Annotated in this window: 16 protein-coding genes; 4 read left to right on the top strand and 12 right to left on the bottom strand. The window is 42.9% G+C overall.

The features are described from left to right. Position 1 precedes the first annotated feature (1 nt). The 12 genes from AC3E9V_RS04530 to AC3E9V_RS04475 all read right to left on the bottom strand — a co-directional run bounded on the left by AC3E9V_RS04530 (position 2) and on the right by AC3E9V_RS04475 (position 16,261). Positions 2-340 carry a PadR family transcriptional regulator gene (locus AC3E9V_RS04530; protein ID WP_488752000.1) on the bottom strand — a complete coding sequence of 113 codons (339 nt, stop codon included), beginning with the start codon at positions 338-340 and terminating at the stop codon, positions 2-4. Positions 341-691: 351 nt separating this feature from the next. Continuing rightward, positions 692-1,866 (bottom strand): IS3 family transposase gene (locus AC3E9V_RS04525; RefSeq protein ID WP_488751913.1). Its coding sequence is split into 2 segments (ribosomal slippage): positions 692-1,611 and positions 1,611-1,866, totalling 1,176 coding nucleotides; the frame shifts between segments, so codons are not numbered across the junction. A 383-nt stretch (positions 1,867-2,249) separates the two neighbouring features. After that, the gene (locus tag AC3E9V_RS04520; RefSeq protein ID WP_488751999.1) at positions 2,250-2,576 is read right to left on the bottom strand and encodes a Crp/Fnr family transcriptional regulator; all 327 of its coding nucleotides are present in this window, start codon (positions 2,574-2,576) and stop codon (positions 2,250-2,252) included. Positions 2,577-2,767: 191 nt separating this feature from the next. Next, positions 2,768-5,440: an ABC transporter permease gene (locus AC3E9V_RS04515; protein ID WP_488751998.1), complete on the bottom strand. Its 2,673-nt coding sequence runs from the start codon at positions 5,438-5,440 to the stop codon at positions 2,768-2,770. A gap of 5 nt (positions 5,441-5,445) precedes the next feature. Continuing rightward, complete coding sequence (locus tag AC3E9V_RS04510; RefSeq protein ID WP_488751997.1) at positions 5,446-8,085, bottom strand: ABC transporter permease; 2,640 nt, start codon at positions 8,083-8,085, stop codon at positions 5,446-5,448. Next, complete coding sequence (locus AC3E9V_RS04505; RefSeq protein WP_488751996.1) at positions 8,078-8,413, bottom strand: PadR family transcriptional regulator; 336 nt, start codon at positions 8,411-8,413, stop codon at positions 8,078-8,080. The genes AC3E9V_RS04510 and AC3E9V_RS04505 overlap by 8 nt, the downstream gene beginning before the upstream one ends. A 128-nt stretch (positions 8,414-8,541) precedes the next feature. Beyond that, entirely contained in the window at positions 8,542-11,133 is a 2,592-nt protein-coding gene (locus AC3E9V_RS04500) for an ABC transporter permease (protein WP_488751995.1), read from the bottom strand. Position 11,134: 1 nt separating this feature from the next. After that, on the bottom strand, positions 11,135-13,720 hold the full coding sequence (locus AC3E9V_RS04495) for an ABC transporter permease (RefSeq protein WP_488751994.1): 2,586 nt from the start codon (positions 13,718-13,720) through the stop codon (positions 11,135-11,137). Between the two features lies 1 nt (position 13,721). Beyond that, positions 13,722-14,135: an endonuclease domain-containing protein gene (locus AC3E9V_RS04490; RefSeq protein ID WP_488751993.1), complete on the bottom strand. Its 414-nt coding sequence runs from the start codon at positions 14,133-14,135 to the stop codon at positions 13,722-13,724. Positions 14,136-14,319: 184 nt separating this feature from the next. Further along, the gene (locus tag AC3E9V_RS04485; protein WP_488751992.1) at positions 14,320-14,988 is read right to left on the bottom strand and encodes a DUF5041 domain-containing protein; all 669 of its coding nucleotides are present in this window, start codon (positions 14,986-14,988) and stop codon (positions 14,320-14,322) included. Positions 14,989-15,098: 110 nt separating this feature from the next. Next, on the bottom strand, positions 15,099-15,917 hold the full coding sequence (locus AC3E9V_RS04480; RefSeq protein ID WP_488751991.1) for a thioredoxin family protein: 819 nt from the start codon (positions 15,915-15,917) through the stop codon (positions 15,099-15,101). Between the two features lie 14 nt (positions 15,918-15,931). Continuing rightward, positions 15,932-16,261, bottom strand: coding sequence for a PadR family transcriptional regulator (locus tag AC3E9V_RS04475; protein ID WP_488751990.1), 330 nt, complete (start codon positions 16,259-16,261; stop codon positions 15,932-15,934). 155 nt (positions 16,262-16,416) lie between these two features. On the opposite strand from AC3E9V_RS04475, the gene AC3E9V_RS04470 reads away from it, so the two are divergent. The 4 genes from AC3E9V_RS04470 (at position 16,417) to AC3E9V_RS04455 (ending at position 21,010) form a co-directional block, all read left to right on the top strand. Next, a complete protein-coding gene (locus AC3E9V_RS04470; RefSeq protein ID WP_488751989.1) occupies positions 16,417-17,256 on the top strand; it encodes an alpha/beta fold hydrolase in 840 nt (279 codons plus the stop codon). Position 17,257: 1 nt separating this feature from the next. Continuing rightward, complete coding sequence (locus tag AC3E9V_RS04465; protein ID WP_488751988.1) at positions 17,258-17,743, top strand: RNA polymerase sigma factor; 486 nt, start codon at positions 17,258-17,260, stop codon at positions 17,741-17,743. After that, the gene (locus tag AC3E9V_RS04460) at positions 17,736-18,326 is read left to right on the top strand and encodes a hypothetical protein (RefSeq protein ID WP_488751987.1); all 591 of its coding nucleotides are present in this window, start codon (positions 17,736-17,738) and stop codon (positions 18,324-18,326) included. The genes AC3E9V_RS04465 and AC3E9V_RS04460 overlap by 8 nt, the downstream gene beginning before the upstream one ends. A 302-nt stretch (positions 18,327-18,628) precedes the next feature. Beyond that, the gene (locus AC3E9V_RS04455) at positions 18,629-21,010 is read left to right on the top strand and encodes an alpha-L-rhamnosidase-related protein (protein WP_488751986.1); all 2,382 of its coding nucleotides are present in this window, start codon (positions 18,629-18,631) and stop codon (positions 21,008-21,010) included. The last annotated feature ends 1 nt before the right edge of the window (position 21,011 follow it).

Raw genomic sequence — 21,011 nt, 5'->3', positions numbered from 1 at the left:
GTCAGACGAGTTTTGCCTCAAGAGCCACTTTAGGAATGGCGTTGTACAGCTGATTTCGGACCTCCTTTGTCTCTTCAATAGCTTTACTGCCCAAAGCGGTAATCTCAAAGTACCGTTTGGGTCTACCACCTCGTTCACTGGTGGACTCTCCTTCACGAGATGACAGGTAGCCTTTATCTTCCAGCCGTTTCAGTGCCGATTGCAGTGCACCCACACTTACTTTTCGGTTGAGCCGCTCTTCTATATCTTTTTTGATCGATACTCCATACGCATCGCCATAGAGTACCCCTACCGTTAGCATGACGATCTCTTCAAATTCACCTAATTGATACTTTCCCATGTTTTTTCCTAATTGAAGTATTGCAATAGTAAGCAGGAAACAGGTAAATTCCTAATTGTAGTGTTGTGTTTTTCAAAATAGACTTGAAATCTTATTTTGAGCCCTGACAGGCTCTCCAAATGTAACGCAGGCGACATTTCGGAGAACGCAGCCTTCAACCAAGAGAACGTAGCCTTCAACCAAGAGAACGCAACTTGTAACTACTGGAACGCAGCTTATAGCTAAGAGAGCGCAGGGTTCAACCAGCAGAACGCAACTTATAACTAAGCGAACGCAACTTGCAACTAATGGCACGCGGCTTATAGCTAAAAGAACGCAGGATGGACTTGCAATAAAAAACTGGACAAATAGTTAAGCGCATTTTGAATAATTGATTTTCCAATATTGTTCCGGAGTTTTATACCCCAGATATGCATGTTTTCTTTTGCGATTGTACCAAATTTCGATGAACTCGAACAACTCTGTTTTTGCTTGCAGAATGCTGTTGAAGTTCGTGTGTTTGACCAATTCAGACTTTAGGGTTTTAAAGAAGTTTTCCGCCACTGCATTATCCCAACAATTGCCCTTCCGGCTCATGCTTTGTATCACTTGATAATGCTTAAGCTTACCTGTGAATGCAGATGAGGCATATTGGATTCCACGATCCGAATGAAAAACTAATTGATGAGGGACAAAAGATCTATTCAGAACTGCCATTTTCCAGGCAGCCAATACCGAATCCTTGGCGGTCATAGTAGTACTTAATGCCCATCCGATTATTTTCCGATCATATAAATCCATAATAATGGTTAAATACATCCATCCTTGACGAGTTGGGATGTAGGTGATATCCGAAACCCATTTCCGGCCAGGTGCTTCTGCTACAAAATCCCGGTCAAGTAAGTTTTCGGCCACTGGCAAGTTGTGCCTGGAATCGGTGGTAAGTATTTTAAACTTCTTGTTGACAATGCTTTTAAGCCCTTCTGAGCGCATGATCCTGGCTACCCTGGGGCGAGAGACTTTCCATCCTCTATCCCTAAGCTCGTCAGTTATTTTGGGGCTGCCGTAACGACCTTTGCTCTGTTGGTAAACCATCTGTACTTCTTCAGTGATCTGTTGATTTTCAAGCTGTCTGCTGGAAGGCTTTCTATTCAACCAATCATAATAACCACTTCTGCTTACATTGAAGACTTTACACATCTTCTCGACACCAAACCTGTGGCGGTGATCCTTCATGAACCGGAATATTTGTTGTCGTTCCTGGAGAAGATGCCTACTGCCTTTTTTAAGATATCCCTTTCCAGTTGGGCCTCTTTCAATTCTTTCTTGAGCTTGGCTATTTCCTTCTGTTCAGCTGTCATGTTTGCATTTCCATGGCCTGAAAAGCTACCACTCTGGTACTGTTCATGTTCACGCTTCCACCGTCTGACAAGCTCCGGTCTGACTCCAAGTTCTTCAGCAACCTCCTTTGTGGATTTATCCCCATAACACAGGTTCACTGCCATTAATTTAAACTCCTTATCGAAGTTTCTTCTTTCTCTTTTCATTATCAGTAAATTTAGCTACCCGAGCTTAACTTACTGTCCGGTCAAATGTAGCAGGTTCAGGATTCAACCAAGAGCGCGCGACCTTCAACCAACAGAACGCAGCTTATAACCAGCAGAGCGCAATTTCCAGCTAAGAGCACGCAGGATTCAACTAAAAGAGTGCAGGTCTCGTCCCGAAGAACGCCTTCTACTCTTGTTCCTAAGCTTCGCCCTAGAGGACACCTACCGTTAGCATCACGATCACTTCAAATTCACCTAATTGATACTTTCCCATGTCTTTTCCTAGTAAACAGGAAATAGGTAAATTCTAATTGTAGTGTTGATTTGTAGTCCGCTAAAAAAACTGGGTAAATGGTCTACATGCAGTACTTTTCATATCCTGGTTAGTAGCCAGCCCGGATTTTTTCGGCAAAAGGCCTATGGTTTTTAACAAGTTTCTGAACTTCTGCTAAAGTGAAAAAGCAACAGAAAGAATCCTCTACTGTCTTTGCGGAATTAATAAAACGCTTATTCGCAACGGATCCAGGACCGATGTAATCCCCCTCCGTTGCCAGGTGGTTATCTTTCCCATTATTTCCACTAAAAACCTTCACGCTTCCATTATAGATACAAAAAAAACCTTCCGGAGTATCACCTTCTCTAAACAGATAATCGCCTTCTTTGAAGTACAAAAGATCTCTATGGATAAGCTTTGTTTTATCCCGTTCCATTAAAAAAAATTCATTGTCGGGCACACAGAGGGGACTATTAGGGCATACTGAGCATAAGCGTAGATCGATATTGCAAATCCTTAATTTCATCGGGTTTCAGGAATCTGTAGCTTTGTAAGCCAACAAGTATAACCACAATTATCAATTATAAATATGATTTAAATCATACTCACTGGTAGTGAGGAGAGTCCCTACTCAAACCGTAGAGAATCAACCGGGTTGCGTTTTGAAACCGAGAATACTTGAAAACCGATGGTGAAAACCCCGATGATCAACAGGAAAATTGCTGCCACAATGATAGTCCCATACCCAAAGCTGATGCGATTTGGGATATTCTCTATCCATAGGTTATTCACAAAATAGCTGAGAGGGGCTGCGATCAGCACTGCTATCATCAGTAGCCTTAGGAATGATTTTCCCAGCAGCAAAGCCAGCTCTGCCGCGCTTGCTCCTAATACTTTCCTGATCCCCACCTCCTTCACTCTGCGCTCAGTGGTGTAAATAGCCATCCCCAATAGTCCCAGGCAGGAGATCACAATCGCAAGGAATGCAATAAATCCAACCACCGATGCCAGATCACCCAGCCAAAAATTGGCTCTGGCCAGGCTCTCATTGTAAATGCTGTAGCTCATAGGGTGCAGTGGGTCCACTTCCTTCCATTTTGCCTCCAGCATTTGTATGGTCTTTTGCCTGTCCTGAGAGGCTACTTTTACATTCAGGTAGCTATAGTCAGGCGGGTTGTTCCAGTAGACCAGGGGCTTGTCTCCTTCACCGGAGATAGGCGATTGAAATTTAAAATCCCGGATCACTCCCACGATTTGGAATGGAGCTTCAAAACCTGAAATGTTGATCGGCTGGCCGAGCAGTTCCGATGGGCTCTCATACCCCAAAGCCTTCACCGTGTATTCATTGACCAGGATCGACTGCTGATTGTCTGACCGTGGATCCAGATTTCTCCCGGCGAGAAGGACAAGATCAAGTGTTTCCAGCAGGTTCGGGTGGATGCTTTGGAATTCTATTTTTATGAATTCATCATCCGGAAGATGTATGGCTCTACCATAGGAATTAGGCATGGCCGGGATCAACTGGCAGGCCGAGACATTTTCCACACCAGGGACTGTGCTCAGTTCAGTCATGAGTAGTTCATGATCATTCCCTCGCAAGGGTATATTCACAACATTGCTCACATCCATACCATAATCAAAATCCATAAAATGCTGGAACTGACGGGTGATCAGGACGGAAGTCACAATAAAAAAGAAAGTGAAAACAAACTGAGAAACATTCAGCACTGCCCGCAGCCCGATCCTTCCTGATTTCGGACTGCCCAGACTTTTGAGCACCCTTGTCGGAGAAAAGCGGGAGAGGACAAATGACGGATATAGTCCTGCCAGCACTCCTACCAGAAGTGTAAATCCTAAAAAGATCAGGTAGACCTTGAGATTTCCGGCTAGGTCCAGGTCCAGGTGACTGATCACCCAGAGGCTGTTGAATGCCGGCTTCAGGAAAAAAAGCAGCACATTGGCCAGCACCAGCGCCAGAAAAGCGGTCAAAACGGACTCTACCAGAAACTGGAAAATAAGGTTCTTTCTTGTTGCTCCATTTACTTTTCGTACCCCGATCTCTTTAGCCCTGGACAGGGCACGCGCTATGGACAGGTTCGTATAGTTGAGGGCAGCTGAGAGCAGAACGACAAGCGCCAGGAAGCCTAGGAAATAATAAGCCTGTACCGGAAGTCTTAGGGAGATCGGGTTTCCCAAAAAATCGCCCAACACGATATCATCCAGGTTTTGGGCTATAAGCTTCTTTCCGTCCAGTTTTTCCTCTTTTTCAGTAATCTCATCCAGAGCAGCCTGCAAATCCACCTTACCAGTCTGCTCATTTAGCAAAAAGTAGGTAAAGGAGTGTGAGTGATTGTCCCAGTCTTCTGAGTGATCCGGAGCTTTTCCTTCTTTGTACAGGCGAGGTAAAGATGAAGCCGAAATGAGCGCATCAAACTTCAGATGGGTTTTGTAAGCACCTGCATCTATCACTCCCGTGATGATAAAGCTGCCCCAATCCTCACTTTTCTGACCAGTCTCCGTTCCCAGATCAATATGGATGTGGTCGAGCCCCCGGCCTAAAAATGTCACCGTTTTCCCGATAGGGTCCCTGTCATTAAACAGCTTGTAGGCTACCTCGGAAGTAATGAGTATTGAGTTTGGCCTGGTCAGAGCGCTTTGTCGATCCCCTTCCACAAGCTCAAAGCTGAAGACCTCAAAAAAGTCCTGATCTGCGAAGAAGCCCCGTACTTCTGCAAACTTTGATTGCTCACCATTGGCATACAAAATATCGCCGCCTACTCCCCTCACTAGCTGGGTTGCATTTTTTATGATGGGATAGTTCGTTTCCATTTCACCTGCCAGTGGCATTGGGCTGGAGGCATTGGCTTTTGAGGAGTTGGTCATTTGAGTAACTGCCCTAAAGATGTGATCCTTATTCTGGTGAAACTGATCCGTCTCCCGCTGGTCTGCCAGCATGAGAATGACCAGCAGCGATACGGCCATGGCCACAGCCAACCCGAAAATATTGATGAATGAAAAGGTTTTGTATTTGAGGATATTTCTCAATCCTACTTTGAAGTAATTTTTTATCATGCCGTAATGGTTTAGTCTTTGATTTCCTTCAAATGATTTGATAATACCCGGCCTGAAAAACCGGATCACCGTCCAGGCAAATCTTCTCCTGGCCTTGCCTTCTCCATAATTTTCCAGGTCTTCCTCAAATTGCTCCTCCAGGTCGCCAAGGATCGATTCCTGTAATCCTTTCCGACAATACCATTGAAAGAATTTTTCGAAAAGTCCTGGTGGTTTTATCTTATTCATGGCTTTTACTCGTCTCTGAGTACTTCCACAGGGTTTGACAATGCAGCCGAGATTGTTTTGAAACTCATCGTAAGGAGTGAAAAAACCAAGGTAACCACACCAGAGATTAAGAACACCCCAAATCCGATGGAGATCCGGTAGGCAAATTCACCCAGCCAGCTATTCATGATGTACCAGGAGATGGGGATTGAGAATAAAAGGGATATCCCAAAGAGTTTTACAAAATCAAGGGACAGTAAAGTAACAATGCGCTGAGTAGATGCACCCAGTACCTTTCTCACACCGATCTCCTTTGTTCTTTGAGCCACGCTGTAGGTAGTCAGTCCGAATAAGCCCAGGCATGCTACCAGCATAGCCAGGCCAGAGAAAATGGTAAAGATCGATCCAAATCGCTCGTCTGCCTCATACTGACGATTGAAATTGGCATTATTAAAATGTGCGACGAAGGGATAGTGTGGCGCCAGATCCATCCAGATACTTTCCAACTCATCCAATGTTTGACGAAAGTTGTTTGATTTGAGACGAAGTGAAAACATGGAAGAATTAGAAGGTGTTGAATACCTCAGACTCAAAGGTTCTACATCCTTATGTAGTGACACATAATTAAAATCCTTGATAACACCTACAACCTGTCCTTTTCTTCCCCACTGCTCAAATGATTTGCCGATGATATCCTCCGGGTTTGAATAGCCAAACATTTTAGCCGCAGCTTCATTGAGCATCAAAGAATTGGCTGAATCAAGTGGGTGTTCTCTTGAAAAGTTCCGACCGGCGGCCATGGTCATTTCATAGGTGGGCACAAAGTCCTCATCGATCTCATAAATAGCCGGTCCTTTATAGACCAGTTCGCCGGTTTTGGGGTCTGCAACACCTGTACCAGCATTTGGAAAAAAGTCTCCGGGGGTTGCCCTGGAGGAGGCTACACTAATGACATCCTTGTGATTAAGAAACTCAGATTTAATGGCTTTTATCTTCTGCTGAACCTTTGCATTCCATCCATAGTCGATCACCAGTACCTGATCGGACTTAAATCCCATATCATAGTTTCTGAGATGATTCAATTGTGTATAGACAACAGTGGTTCCCACCAGGAGGATGATTGATAGCGAGAACTGCAGTACGACCAGCGACTTCCTGAGCCAAATACCTCCGGAAGAAGTTCTAAAGGAGCCTTTCAAAACCTTTACCGCCTTAAATCTCGACAATACAAATGCCGGGTAGCCTCCAGCCAAAAAGCCAATTAGTAGGATAATCCCCATCCCCATGGCTATATTTTTAAGGGTGAACAGCCAGGAAATTGGCAATGTCTTTCCTGATAAGGATTCAAGATAGGGATGTCCTAAAAACAGGAGACCGAAGGCAAGGAGTCCTGCAATGAATGTAAGCAGAATGGACTCGATCAGAAATTGGTAAATGAGCGCTTCACGTGTTGATCCGATGGTTTTGCGAATGGCTACTTCTTTAGCCCGCTCCACCGACCGGGCGGTGGCAAGATTGACAAAGTTGATGCAGGCAATCAACATGATAAAAATCGCAACAGAACCAAAAATGTAAATGTTATTTAGGCTGCCTGTAGGTCCGGGCTGCCTGCCTGCATCGGAGTGCAGATAGGCCTTTGAAAGTGGCTCGAAGCGCAAGTCATAGCCAAATCCTTCTGTAAAATTCTGTTGTAGAAAAGGATCAATTTTTGCCTGGAGTTGATCTATAGATACATTTTCATGAAGTGTGAAATAGGTATAAAAATCCACATACCCCCAGGCCGTGAAAATGCCCGGTCGGAAATTTCTAAATGTACTCATGGAAACAAGTCCGTCGAACGAAAAATGTGAATTAACCGGGAGGTCAATGACGGCAGTCACTTCAAATAAATCTTCGCCATCCATTTTTAGCGCTTTTCCTATCGGATCTTCGGATCCGAAATATTTTTCAGCCATTTCATGGGTCAGGACAATGGTATTGGGACGATCCAGTGCTGTTTTTGAATCACCAGCAAGGACCTTCCATGAAAACACATCAAATACCGTGGAATCAGCAAACAGGATATTGTTTTCCTGAAATCTTTTACTGCCGTACTCCACCAGCCAGGAGGTGGGACTGGTGAATCGAAATGTTTTTTTTATTTCCGGAAAATAGTTTTGCAGTGCAGGAGCCACTGGTGCATTCCCCCATACCTGATACTCGCTGTCCGGGACAGAAGGGCTATTATTCGCCCCATCCTTCTGCCCAAATCGGTGAAGGACTCTATAAGTCCGTTCATAATTTTCATTGTACCGGTCATAGGAAAGTTCATTGTTTACATAGATAAGAATAAGAATGCAGCTGGCAATTCCTACACTGAGTCCGGTTACATTCAGGATGGAGAATGTTTTGTTGCGGAGTATATTTCGCATACTCACTTTAAAATAATTTTCTAACATACCGTAGTGATTGAGTTTTTGACTTTCTTCAAAGGATTTGATAATACCCGGCCTGAAAAACCGGATCACCGTCCAGGCAAACCTTCTCCTGGCCTTGCCTTCTCCATAATTTTCCAGGTCTTCTTCAAACTTCTCCTCCAGGTCGCCAAGGATCGATTCCTGTAATCCTTTCCGACAATACCATTGAAAGAATTTTTCGAAAAGTCCTGGTGGTTTTATCTTATTCATAGCTAAACTTCAACTGTGGAGTAAGCTTCCATAAACTCATCCTGGAGTCTTTCATCTCCTGAAGCAGCACCTTGCCTGCGTTGGTTATTCTGAAGTAGCGCTTTCTCCTGCCCCCGCGTTCCTGCGTTGCTCCACCCATGTAAGATTCCAAAAAGCCTTTTTCTTCCAATCGATACAGTGTAATATGCACCGAGCTGAGGTTGACTTCCCTGTTTTGATGCTCTTTTATCGCATTCACGATCGTATTTCCATACGCATCGTCATTCTGGATCAGTACCATTGTCAATATGAGCTCTTCAAACTCTCCTAAAAATGTTGTTCTTCCCATTACTATTGAATTTGTAAAACTAATATACGAGCTATTTCTATTTAAGTTGTAAAAGAAATGAGGAAAAACCGGGAAGGTTAGATTAAGTACTCCAAATGAAGCGGAGCCAGAACTTGGGCAGAAGAGATTTATTCATACCTTAAGACATCAACCGGATTCTTACGGGCAACCCACCAGCTCTGCATAAATACAGCCAGGAAAGACAACATCAAAGCTGCAATACCACCTACCAAAAAGTACCAAACTTCTAAATCGATCCTATAGCTATAATTATCCAACCAGGATCGCAAAAAATACCAAACGACCGGGCATGAAAGTGTGAAAGATAGCGCTATAAGCTTCAAAAATGAATTGCCTAGCTTGATGAAAATCTGTGCTCGATTAGCTCCATGGACCTTACGTATACCCATTTCTTTAACTCTCCTCCTGGCCTCACTCCAGGCAAAAGCAAACAGACTGGTAAACGACAGGATTATGGCTACTGAAGTAAACAAACCGTAAACTTTCATAGTCAGCTTTTCCTCTTCATACTGTGCCTGAAGTTCATTCTCTAAAAACCGGTACTGAAACCACTGTTTTGGGTTAATTTCCGCATGAAGATCTTCCAGTTTTTTAAGGGCTTCTGCCTCTTTTTCTCGTTGCAATTTTAGAAGAAAACTGTTTTCAATGTCTTGCATGTAGTAAAGGATCAAAGGCTCAATCCTGGAAGATAGGTGCTGGTAATGAAAATCCTTCACCACTCCTACAACCTTAAATTCACCCCAAAAAATATTCTCAATTCGTGCATTTAACAAATCATCAAAGCCCCAGTAATCCCACGCGGCTTCATTGATTACTACGCTTTTCCCTCTTGAACTATCCAGTGAATCACTAAAGAATCTACCCTGTATCATTTCCAGATCCAAAATGGATTTGTATCCGGGATCCGCGGTTAGGATATTTTGTGTAGTAGCCTGATCTGACCCAACCAACTTGTGATCCATCGGATACGAAGCCCCCTCGATGGGCAACTCTCCCTGACTAATTGCCAGGATATCCGGATCTTTTCTAAGTTCAGACCTCACATAATTATACTTTCCTTGCTCTTCTTGATAAAGCACCCTTAAAGAATCCCGGCTCATATTTTGGTCTCGAAAGATCCCTTGTGTCAGTTTGAGCGAAACCACGTTTTTGGGATCCATCCCAAGATCTTTATGGATCATAAAGTCATATTGCAAATACACAACCAGTGAAGAAATCAATAAGATGATGGTAATGGCAAACTGAAATACAGTAACAGCTCGCTGAACAGTGGGCACACGTCCTACAGGCAATACCTTACTAAATGCATTGATAATATTTATCCTGTAAATAAAAATACCGGATAGTATTAATGAACTAACCACAATACCTGCTCCGATCAACACAATAACAGTTATAGAAGTAAATAAATCCAGCGTTAGATTATTCTGAACAAGGGAGTTGAACGCCGGGAATAAGGCAATTACCAGACTTGCTGAGAATATGGAAGCAACCAGGAGCAGGTACAATCTGCTAACACATATTTCCAGAAACAAATCAGACCTTGTTGCTCCCGTAATGCACCTTATAGCCAATGACCTGCCTGAAGATAGCTGTAGGATATGCTGCAGGTTTGTGAAGCCAAATGAGCAGATTAGCAAGATGACAATAGCAATCATCTTCATATTACTCACCACCGCTTCATTACCAAACTCAGAAAACACGTTAGTAAAAAAAGGTGTACCGAAATAAACCTCATCAAAACGCTTAGTAAATAATGTACCTTCAGGAAATTGATGATGATCCTGAATTGCTTTCGCAATTTTCTCATCAAACCTTTTCTTATCAAAATCCCTCTGAGTTAACAAGAAATTAGTTCCCATCCTGCTCCACCGTATATTTGTCTCCTTTCTTGACACCAAAGCATCAAATTTCATGGATGAATTTGAAGGGATTTCCTTAGTAACACCGGCAACTCTGTAGGTAGCTGTGCCCTCACAGTGCAGTTTGACATATTTGCCCACTGGATCCAGATCTCCAAAAATCCGTTCAGAAAGCTCCTGACTCAAGACAATGCTTTTGGGTTGTTCAAAAACTGTAGCTGTGTCACCGCTTTTCAATGGGAAATCAAAAAAGCGAAAAAAGTTATCGTCTACAGCCCATAGATTAATGGTTCGCTCTTCATTAGCATACTCGACCTGTGCTTCACCATCTTCATTGTACACCTGAACATATAAGTTATCCCGCACCTCCGGATATTTGTCTATTTCGTACAAACCTGACGATGGTCGTGGCTTGGACATAGGGGTGGCCTTCTGCATCAACAGATGGATCTGACTTTTTTTAGAGTGGAAGTCGTCCATAGACGACTCATTATCGATCCATGAGTAAAGGAAGGTTACACATACTCCACCCACCATTAAACAAAGTAAACTAAAGGCTGTGATCAGTTTGTGAATAGAAAAAACTCTAAATGTGATCCTGGTGTAGTGTTTCCACTTGGCCCAGAAAATGGAGTTTTTCATTTGATATGATTTTATTATAGATGGTCTCATCAACCTAATCACTTCCAATACAAAAAGCCACCTCGCCGCTTTCCCTTCTTCTTTCCTTTTCTCAAACCTTTCCAGCAGGTCCCCCTCGATATCCTCCACATAGTCCGGGTGGCAGAACCAGCGGAAAAAGCGGAGGGGGAGGCGAGGTGGTTGAGGGTTTTTCATATTATTCATACCTCAACGAATCTACCGGATTTGCTAAAGCGCCTTTGATAACTTTCCAACCGACAGTGATGGAGGGAACAGCGAGCATAATTATCAATGCGACAACAAACACGTCGACCCCTACCGGAGCATGATAAACATAGACATGCTCAAACAAAAATGTCCGGACCACTAAATATGCAAGCGCCGACCCAATTAAGAATGCAATTATTACATATCGGATGAAGTCATTTAAAATTAACTTCACCATTCCACTCACAGAGCCTCCAAATACTTTGCGGATGCCAATTTCCTTGGTACGCTTTTGTACACTTAGAGATACGATTGAAAAGAAACCAGCCGCTGACATTATGAGTGTAGCAACTGCCAGAAAAAGACAAAGATTTCGAATGATAAGATTGATATAAACTTGCTTATAGATCAGCATCTGCTGCCTGAAGCCCGCATACGGAATTTCAGGTAATACACGGTACCAGGCTTCTGTAATCATCTGATCTGTATCCACAATCTCATTGCTAAAGTTCACACTGAGATATCGAAAGTCCTCCTTATTACCCAGAATAAATGCACAAGCAGGCTCCTCTTGCATAAGTCCAAATTCTTTGTGGTTATCTACCACTCCAATGATCTCGCGCATCTGATCATCCAGATATATCGACTTCCCTACAGCATCCTTTAATCCCATCGTCTGAACCATTTTCTGGTTGATAATCACTGTTTTTTCCCTATCCTGTGTCCCTGCTATAAATTGTCTCCCCTGGATGAGCTCTATGTCAAGAGTTTGCAGATAATCATCGCTAACTCTAAGTAACCTAACCTGCTGTTCCGGGAGATCTAACTCTTGTTTCACCATTCCGTCCGATGATCGACCTACTATATTTTCAGATCCGGATACATGGGGGATTTGTGGATTTTTAAGCAATTCATTCCGAACCAGCTCCAATTCTTTTGAATTGTTAACCGGTATTACTGCTACGTCATGCACTGCATAGCCAAAATCCATAGAATACTGATAGGATGCATTTTTAGTTAACATTAAGGTGGTAATAACCGCCAGGCCAGCCACTGAAAACTGAGCAACCAACAATCCCTTGCTCAGCGCTCCCATTTTTGCGAAAAGCGTCTTCCCTTTCAGGATAGATACAGGCTCATGTTTACTGATTCGAAAAGCGGGGTATAATCCGGCAAGTACCGCGGTAATTAATGGAAAGCCAATTAGAAAAAGCAGTACTCTCGACTCAAGAATATATCGCATGTCAAGAGATTGGTCAAAAAGGGCATTGTAACCATCAATGAGAAAATAGGCTCCACCAAGTCCTACAAGAATGCTAAGCATACATAGAAGAATATTTTCAACCATAAAATGCCGTACCAATTGGAATCGTGTACTTCCAATGACCTTTCGCACACCAATCTCTTTCAACCGGTTACCTGAAAAAGCAATAGAAGTGTTGGTAAAGTTGAAACAGGCAATCAACAGGATAATTAAGGACAAAATGGAAGTGACTCCTACCAAAAATCCAACCGCATTCCGATTTAATGCCCGCCCTCTGACCCAATTGGGCAGATCAATATCCGATGTAAAAGCAAGCTCTCTAAATGGTTGTAAATAGAAGTCAGCTACTTCCAGATCTTCGCGGAGTTCATTGTGGATTGATACATAATGATCAAGCTGCTCATCGATGTTCTTTATGTTATTACCTGAGGAAGTTTTAACAAACAGGCTAATCTCTGAATTCCAGTTGTTGGTTTGTTTGAGACTGTTGAACGGAAGCATGATATCAAATAGGATGCTTGTATTCTCTGGGACTTCCCGGGTCACAGCGCCAATTATAAACGTTTGGCTCTTACCAGATGTAGTGGTAATAGTAAGTGGTTTGCCAATTGGGTTCTCATAGCCAAAGTATCTAAAAGCAGCTTTTTCATCGAGCACAGCCTCCTGCGACCGAAGTTTTAGTTGTCCTGACGCTAGCGGAAAATTTAGCATGTCGAGTAGCTCCATGTCAGCATAGTGGATTACCTCCGAAAAGGCCTTATCATTAACTTTTACTATCGCTTGTCTGGAGTCAAGCCGTGAAGCTTGTTTAATCCCACTTATTTCATCCTTTAGGACAGAGCCCAGAGCAACCGGAGAAAGGCCCCATTTCTCATGGACTCCATCCACTACTCGTACCGTATTGACTCGATACACGTTTACATCCTTGTCTGCATGATGCTCATCGAACCGAAGCTTATAATCCAAATTCAAAAAAGCTACAATACAGCACATTAATGCGAAGCCCAGGCCAAGCAGATTGATCGCTGCATACGTTTTGTTCCGAATCAGATTGCGCAAAGAAACTTTTAGTTCGTTTTTAAACATCCCGTAATAATTAAGTTTTTGACTTCCTTCTATTGATTTGATAATCCCCGGCCGGAAAAGCTTCAGCACATCCGTTACGAAAAGCCATCGGGCAGCTTTGCCTTCCTGCCTACGCTTCTCAAACCGCTCCAACAGATCCCCCTCGATATCTTCTACATAATCCGGATGGCAAAACCAGCGGAAGAAACGTAGAGGGAGTTTGGGGGGATGAGTGGGTTTATTCATTTCATTTCTTGGTTTTGCCCCCAACCCCCTGAAGGGGGCTTAGTATACGTTCACATTCCAATTTTATCTTTTCAAGGACGTCATCTAATTGATTCTCGATTTCCTCATTCCTAAATCTCATTACTTTGATCCCGAATTGATTCAACTCATAAGTCCTTCCCTGATCGTATTCCCTTTGTTGAGTCTCCAGATGACTATTCCCGTCTAATTCAATTACTAGCTTTAGCTTATGACAATAAAAGTCGGCAATATATTGATCTATAGGATGTTGAGGTTTAAATCGTAATCCCAGAAGCTTATTTGCCCGCAATTCTTCCCATAGGATTTTTTCCATGGATGTCATATTCTTTCTTAGCCATTCAGCTTTTCTGAAAATCTCTGGTTTAGCATTATAAAACATTGCTCTTTCAGTCATAACCACAGCATTTTAAACTGTCATTGATCTCATTAAGAAATCCCTTGGCTCCCTTTAGGTACGACCCGGTTAGGGCTGGGGCAAAACAAGGGATTTCGACCTGGCAAAACCAGCGGAAGAAACGTAGAGGGAGTTTGGGGGGATGAGGGTTCTTATTCATATCTTAAAGCATCAATTGATTTCTTCATCCTTTCACGAGGTAATAAATCACATAGTAGTGTGGTGAGGAGTGTAAGAGTTCATCTGTTCGTTCATCTCCTTCAGACAGCTTAACAGCACCACAAAATCTCTGAAAGCCGTGTTTTTTGTCTTCCCATGAAGATGCCAATACTGTCAATGGAACCTTAGCGTTCAACTTCCAGTGAGTATTGGAGTAGTCACGCCAGGTATAGAATTGATCCTCGTATTCAATTTTATATTTCAGTTCTTTATGGGTCCGCATTGCATATGTTGAGATGAAGATCTTATTGCTTTCATCTTGTTCTTTTGTAAATATTTTCAGTTGATCTATATAATCCAGAAAATAATTTTCAGTTCCACGTTCGTAGTAGTGATATTCATTATCGAGAGCGAATATTGTGTCGGAGTTAGCGAGCTTACCATCCACAAATTCATCAACTAAAAGTGAGAATTTGTATTTTCCATCAAACTGACCAAGAGTAAATTTTCTAATGGTTACTCCAGCTACTTCCAGACCCTGTAATAAATCAAGAGTGGTTATTTGATCTGACTGATACAAATTATACCGATCTTCCTTGACAATTTGGGATGCTTGGTTTTTCTTTTTTTCTTGAGAAAGCAAATTGTGATTTGCCAGTACTAAAAGTGCAAATACAAGAATCAAAATTTTCATGGTGTGTCATTTTGTTTAGGTGATTGACTATGTTCTTTTATTTTTTAAGGGTTGTATTATTCAGAAAAAACGAGGGGAGGCGTGGTGGTTGTGTTCATCAGCCAATGTGTTTAGTTGGTGGAGGCATACATCCTGGATTCCCGGATCAGCTCCTTCAGAAGCTTGTCCCTCACCCCCTTTCTTATAGTACCCTGATGGTGAGGAAAGGCATAAAGTGCTTTCTCTGCATACATCACCGCTTTTTTGTAATCTTTATCTAAGTAATAGACAAGGGCCGCCACGAAAGTATTGAAGTAGTACTCCTCTATTTCAAGCGATTTATTAACCATCACGTTGGCTGAACTGAGGTCTCCCTGAAGGTTTGAAAAGGCACTCAACCCCAGGTTTTCATCCGAGTACTCACCAGACAAGCCCACGAGCGACACAAAAGCCTGGTTAGCAGTATTGAACAGGGAATAAATTTGTTTGTTGCGCGTCTTCAATTTGTTCCACCATACACCAAAAGGCCTATATGTCTTTGCAGACAATGCCTTTCGTCCTTCCTTGATGATCTTATCAGGAGACTTATAATTAGCTGCTATATGAATAATATTACCATCAGGGTCCAGGTAAAAATAGGTAGGATAGCTATAGCCATTAAACCTTTCTCCAAAATCTCGACCTATTGGCGTACGCTCATCAACGATCAGATTAATGAAATTTTCATTGTAAAACTTTCCGACTCTTTCATCAGAAAAAACCTCTTTTTTCATTTTGTAGCAGTACCCACAATGAACACCGAACTCTATAAAAACAGGCCTATCTTGCTCCCTGGCCAACTTTAAAACCTGAAAATAATCTCCACTTTCGAAATTGACACCCTGCTGAGCCTGTGCAGCAAAGACACCTGATAAAAAAACAGTCAAAAAAAATAACCTTAAACTTTTCATACAATGCTTTATTTCTATTTACCAAACACGAATTCAGGAACAGCACTCCAAAGACCCATGCGCTGCTCTTTGGTTTCTTTAAGTACAGTTGCCCCATATTGAGTAAGCGAAAAGAAACGCTTACGCTTTCCTCCACGTACTGCTGTGGCTTCTCCAAATTCCGATTTGAGGTAACCTTTCTTCTCCAGCCTCCTCAGCACGGTCTGCAGTGACCCGATACTCACTTTCCGGTTGAGGCGCTCTTCCATCTCCTCAATAATGGCTATACCATATGCCTCTCCATGCAGTATAGCTACCGTCAGCAGTACGATCTCTTCAAATTCTCCAAGTTGATATTTACCCATAGTCAGATATATTTACCTTAAACGTAGTTAATATATTTTTAAAAACAACCAAGCTGTTAAATATTTTTACCTTAATTGTAGTTTTTAGTGACTTTTTTCTGCCAGAGTGTAACAAATCATAGCAAACCTTATCTAAGTCAACAAAAACTTAGAAAATGAAACGATTTACACTTTTAGCAATCACCTTACTTTTTAGCATCTCTTCATACAGCCAGACATTTGAGGCTTTTGAGGTTGAAAAGTCAGGAAAGGGTCAGGCCATTATTTTCTTGCCGGGATTTACAACTCCTGGAGATGTTTGGGACCCTACAATCAATGCACTGGAAGAAGAATTCAAAACTTACCAATTTACTTATGCCGGATTTGGTGGAGTGCCTGCTATAGAACTGCCATGGTACCAAACCCTCAGTGATCAGATAACTGCATACCTGGAAAAGGAAGATATCAAAGAGGCAATTTTAATCGGACACAGCATGGGCGGCATGCTGGCCATTGATCTCGCCTCAGCAGCTCCCGATCGAATAACAAAAATGATCCTTGTGGATGCACTCCCCTGTATCCGGGAGGTGGTGATGCCACAGCTATCTGCTGATCAGATCCAATATGAAAATCCTTACAGTCAGCAGATGATGGCTATGGGGGATTCTGCAATGCGTGCAACAGCCGGATATATGGCTCAGGGCATGACAAACACGCCTTCAAAATTTGGCACCTTGATCGATTGGATTTTGCAATCCGATCGCGAAACGTATGTTTACGGATATACAGACCTCCTAAAACTGGATCTAAGAGATAAATTAAAGAATATCAAAGCACCTGTTTTAGTTTTGGCTGCAGATTTTCCAACAAAAGACGAGGCATTGAAAACTGTAAACGGCCAATTTGACCAACTAAAAAATAAAGAGATCAGAATTGCGCAGAACAGCAAACACTTCATCATGTTTGACCAGCCGGAGTGGTTTTACGATCAGGTAAATAGCTTTCTAAAACAGTAAAATGGATTACAGCGATCAATTCAAAGCTTATTATGAACAATACCAGGACATGGTGCGCACACTGTGTCTTGGTTACTCGAAAGGAAATCAACCTGAAGCTGATGATCTCACGCAGGAAGTTTTCATGAAGATCTGGGGAGCTCTCCCTTCTTTTAGAGGAGCCTCGTCACCAAAAACCTGGATATACCGGATCTGTGTAAATACCTGCCTGCTCAACATCCGGAAGAAAAACCAGGGGGACTTTAGGGACCTTCACGATAGCTACAATGAAGTCAAAGAGGAAGAAATGAAAGATCACCATTTCATGGAGCTATACCAGGCTATTGGTCAGCTGAAAGAGATGGACCGGATCGTGATCATGCTGGTCCTTGAGGAAGTAGCTTATCCCGAGATCGCAGAGATCGTGGGAATATCAGAAGGTAACCTTCGAGTAAAAATCTCAAGAATTAAGGAACGATTAAATAAAATATTAAGCCAAAATGGATAATACATTTGAAAACCTGAAAAAGAACTGGTCAGCAGCTAAAGCTGAGCAGCCTTCAAAGGCAAGCAGTGAAGCTATGCTTCAAAAAGCTAAAAAGAGCCACAGCTTTGCCAAAAAACAACATCTTCTAAACATTCTTATCCTTGCAATAGTGGTGTTGGGACTAGCCGCATTCTTTTACTTTGTGGCTCCCATGCAGGAGACGATGAGTCGCATTGGTATCACTTTCATGATCGGAGGGCTACTGGTTCGTATTTTGATCGAAACAATAAGTCACTCAAAAGCCAGAAACATTGATTACAGCAACTCATCTTTAGACCTGGCTAAAATGACGAGCACGTTTTACAAATGGAGAAAACGAATTCACGGACCGGTTACGCTCACCATAGTGCTCCTGTATTCCATTGGATTCTACATGCTCACTCCTGAGTTTTCTCTTTACTTTGAACCATTCTGGATCTACATGATGGATATAGGATACCTGATAATACTGGTTGGTTTATTTCTGGTTATAAGATCCGGTGTGATAAAAGAATTGGCTCATCTTAAGTTTCTGGACAAATTAATTCAAGAAAACCCTACCTAAATTCTTTAAGTGCAAACCTCTGTTAATTTTTCAGAGGTCTGCACACCTCTTGCTTTTTAAGTCAGGTTTATCATTTGATGAAGTTCCCTTCAAGGACTTCACTTTAACTGTTTCATGCACTTCATCTGTCAGCCCAACCAAATGGTTGAAACTTCATGTCCAAAACCATAATCTCAGCTTTTCCAGCAAAACAGATGTCCAAACTATTTTTCAGTACTACAACCGGCAATTTGAAGTAGTCAACCCAATGTCCCGAATTTCATGCAAAATCCTTATCTTCATGATTTCACAAACCACTGACGATGAAATACCTGATCATTGTAGCTATTCTCGCTATTTCCATTTCCTGCTCGGCTCCTGAAGAGCTGATAGAAAAGCCCACACTACTCAGCCAGATCTCTGAGCTGGAATCCATCCCCGGGAAATCAGAATACCTGGAAAGCCCTTATGTGACTGCAGGTGATCGGTTGTATTCCGTCGGGCATCAGGATGGCAGTTTCCCGGATTTAGGATGGCATGTGAAAGGTGAAATGGGCGGTATCTGGGACCACCCCATTAAGTTGATGGATGGGTTTACACTGGGCATCAGCAATGGAGAAAATTTTTGGTGCATTACGGAAGCAGAACAATTTATCAATTATCCCTTAGCCAACAGACATGAATTTTCCATCGGTAAGAATATGACAGCCACTCGTGTACAATTCGTACCGGATGGCGTAGAAGGGATGGTTATTGAATATACCCTCTCCAATCACGGAGAAAAGACAGAAAACCTGGCCGTGGAGTTTACGGGCATGGTGGACCTGAGACCTGTATGGCTTTCGGATAGTATAGGAATAACAGATGGAAAAGACCTGATCGAATACAATAAGGAAATGCAGGTATGGATTGCGAAGGATTCTCTCAATGAATGGTATACCCTATTTGGGGCAGACAGAACCATTAATAAATGGCAAAAACCTTACTCAGACTGCAGCTATAAGAGAAAAGGCCTGGGAGTGGACCCGATGGTATCTTTTGAAACCAGCCTCGCTCCGGGAAGTTCAAAGTCTGTCCGATACTTTATCTCAGGTTCCTATCAGTCAAAAGAAGCAGCCATCAAAACATACAAACAGCTCAAAAATCAATATAACGAGCTCCTGCAGGATAAAATAACCCGGTATGAAGAGATAAAAAAAACTGCACAACTGGATATACCGGATCAAAGACTGGAAGAACTCTATACCTGGACGAAATACAACACAGACTGGCTGATCAGAGACGTTCCTGAACAAGGGCGAGGACTTTCGGCAGGTATACCGGACTACCCCTGGTGGTTTGGCACAGATAACACTTATTCCCTTCAGGGATGGTTAGCCACGGGCCAGCATGAAGAGGTGAAAGCTACCATTGAGCTTATTTTGGAGCTTTCGAGAAAGGTAAATAAAGATGCCCATATCATGCATGAAGCCTCTACAAATGGCGTGGTATTCAACCCCGGCAATCTTAATACCACGCCCTATTTCATCCACGTTTTATGGAAGTATTACCAATGGACGGGTGATACCGAACTCCTGAAAAACGCATATCCTGATGTGAAAAGCGGGATCAAATGGCTGGAAGATCAGGATGAAGACGGCAATGGGTACCCTGATGGTGCCGGCATGATGGAGATCCATGGTTTACACTCAGAAATGATAGATGTTGTCTCTTACATGCAGGCGGCGTATTCTGCGGCAAGCAACATTGCCAGGCTGATGGGTGACCAGGAGCTGTCCGGCCAATACGCTTCCGGGGCTACCGAGCTGATGGAGCGCATCAATAAAGAATGGTGGGTAGCCCCGGCCAATACGTTTGCTGATTTCAGAGCCAGTCGGGTAAAAACCCTGCAACTGATCAATGATGCTATAATACGCGCTGACACGCTGGACAAACCCTGGGCGGTGGAAGAGCTCCGGCAAACGAAAGCGCGTATTGGGCGTCTACGCGATAACAGGATCCGGGGCCATGTAGTCCATCACAACTGGGTGGTGAACACACCACTTGAGCTGGGTATTGCCACACCTGACAAAGCAGAAAAAGCGCTGGAAACGGCCCGAAAATACACAAACCGGTTTGGTATGTATGTTACAGGCATTGACCGGGATGAGAGACAGGAAGAATCATCCAAATGGCAAGCTTTCAGCTATGTAGGTGCGGTCATGACATTACCAACAGGTGTTCAGGCAATTGCTGAAGCCAACTACGGCAATCCTGATGAGGCTCTGGGTTATCTGAAAAACCTTACCAACAGTTTCAGCTACGCCTTGCCTGGATCCATGTACGAGGTAAGTCCCGATTACGGCATGGTGGCCCAGGCCTGGAATATTTATGCGGTAGCGACTCCTATTGTTGAGCAGTTTTTTGGGGTCCTGCCTGATGCAGCCAATAAAGAGGTCACCTTTCAACCCATGATGCCCTCTGGGTGGGAAGAAGTAAGCTTAAAAAATATCAGGGTGGGTTCAGACACACTTTCCTTCTCAAAAACCAAGGAGGGGTATCACATTACTCAGACCCAACCGGACTGGAATATCCGTCTCATACTCCCTGATGATGGAAATAAGGTGATCCTTAACGACGAGGAATTTGATACGCAGGTCACCGGAACGAACCTGGTAATCAGGATGACCGGAAGGGAAAACCGGATAGTGTTTCAAAAGTTCTAGT

Source organism: Marinoscillum sp. HNIBRBA16962, assembly GCF_057801515.1.
The sequence above is the reverse complement of the archived record's forward strand: the minus strand, read 5'-3'. Positions and strand labels throughout refer to the sequence as shown.

Excerpts from the sequence above, each read along its gene's own strand:
- AC3E9V_RS04530 (WP_488752000.1), bottom strand. The coding sequence starts at position 340 with ATGGGAAAGTATCAATTAGGTGAATTTGAAGAGATCGTCATGCTAACG.
- AC3E9V_RS04520 (WP_488751999.1), bottom strand. The coding sequence starts at position 2,576 with ATGGAACGGGATAAAACAAAGCTTATCCATAGAGATCTTTTGTACTTC.
- AC3E9V_RS04515 (WP_488751998.1), bottom strand. The coding sequence starts at position 5,440 with ATGAATAAGATAAAACCACCAGGACTTTTCGAAAAATTCTTTCAATGG.
- AC3E9V_RS04510 (WP_488751997.1), bottom strand. The coding sequence starts at position 8,085 with ATGAATAAGATAAAACCACCAGGACTTTTCGAAAAATTCTTTCAATGG.
- AC3E9V_RS04505 (WP_488751996.1), bottom strand. The coding sequence starts at position 8,413 with ATGGGAAGAACAACATTTTTAGGAGAGTTTGAAGAGCTCATATTGACA.
- AC3E9V_RS04500 (WP_488751995.1), bottom strand. The coding sequence starts at position 11,133 with ATGAAAAACCCTCAACCACCTCGCCTCCCCCTCCGCTTTTTCCGCTGG.
- AC3E9V_RS04495 (WP_488751994.1), bottom strand. The coding sequence starts at position 13,720 with ATGAATAAACCCACTCATCCCCCCAAACTCCCTCTACGTTTCTTCCGC.
- AC3E9V_RS04490 (WP_488751993.1), bottom strand. The coding sequence starts at position 14,135 with ATGACTGAAAGAGCAATGTTTTATAATGCTAAACCAGAGATTTTCAGA.
- AC3E9V_RS04485 (WP_488751992.1), bottom strand. The coding sequence starts at position 14,988 with ATGAAAATTTTGATTCTTGTATTTGCACTTTTAGTACTGGCAAATCAC.
- AC3E9V_RS04480 (WP_488751991.1), bottom strand. The coding sequence starts at position 15,917 with ATGAAAAGTTTAAGGTTATTTTTTTTGACTGTTTTTTTATCAGGTGTC.
- AC3E9V_RS04475 (WP_488751990.1), bottom strand. The coding sequence starts at position 16,261 with ATGGGTAAATATCAACTTGGAGAATTTGAAGAGATCGTACTGCTGACG.
- AC3E9V_RS04470 (WP_488751989.1), top strand. The coding sequence starts at position 16,417 with ATGAAACGATTTACACTTTTAGCAATCACCTTACTTTTTAGCATCTCT.
- AC3E9V_RS04465 (WP_488751988.1), top strand. The coding sequence starts at position 17,258 with ATGGATTACAGCGATCAATTCAAAGCTTATTATGAACAATACCAGGAC.
- AC3E9V_RS04460 (WP_488751987.1), top strand. The coding sequence starts at position 17,736 with ATGGATAATACATTTGAAAACCTGAAAAAGAACTGGTCAGCAGCTAAA.
- AC3E9V_RS04455 (WP_488751986.1), top strand. The coding sequence starts at position 18,629 with ATGAAATACCTGATCATTGTAGCTATTCTCGCTATTTCCATTTCCTGC.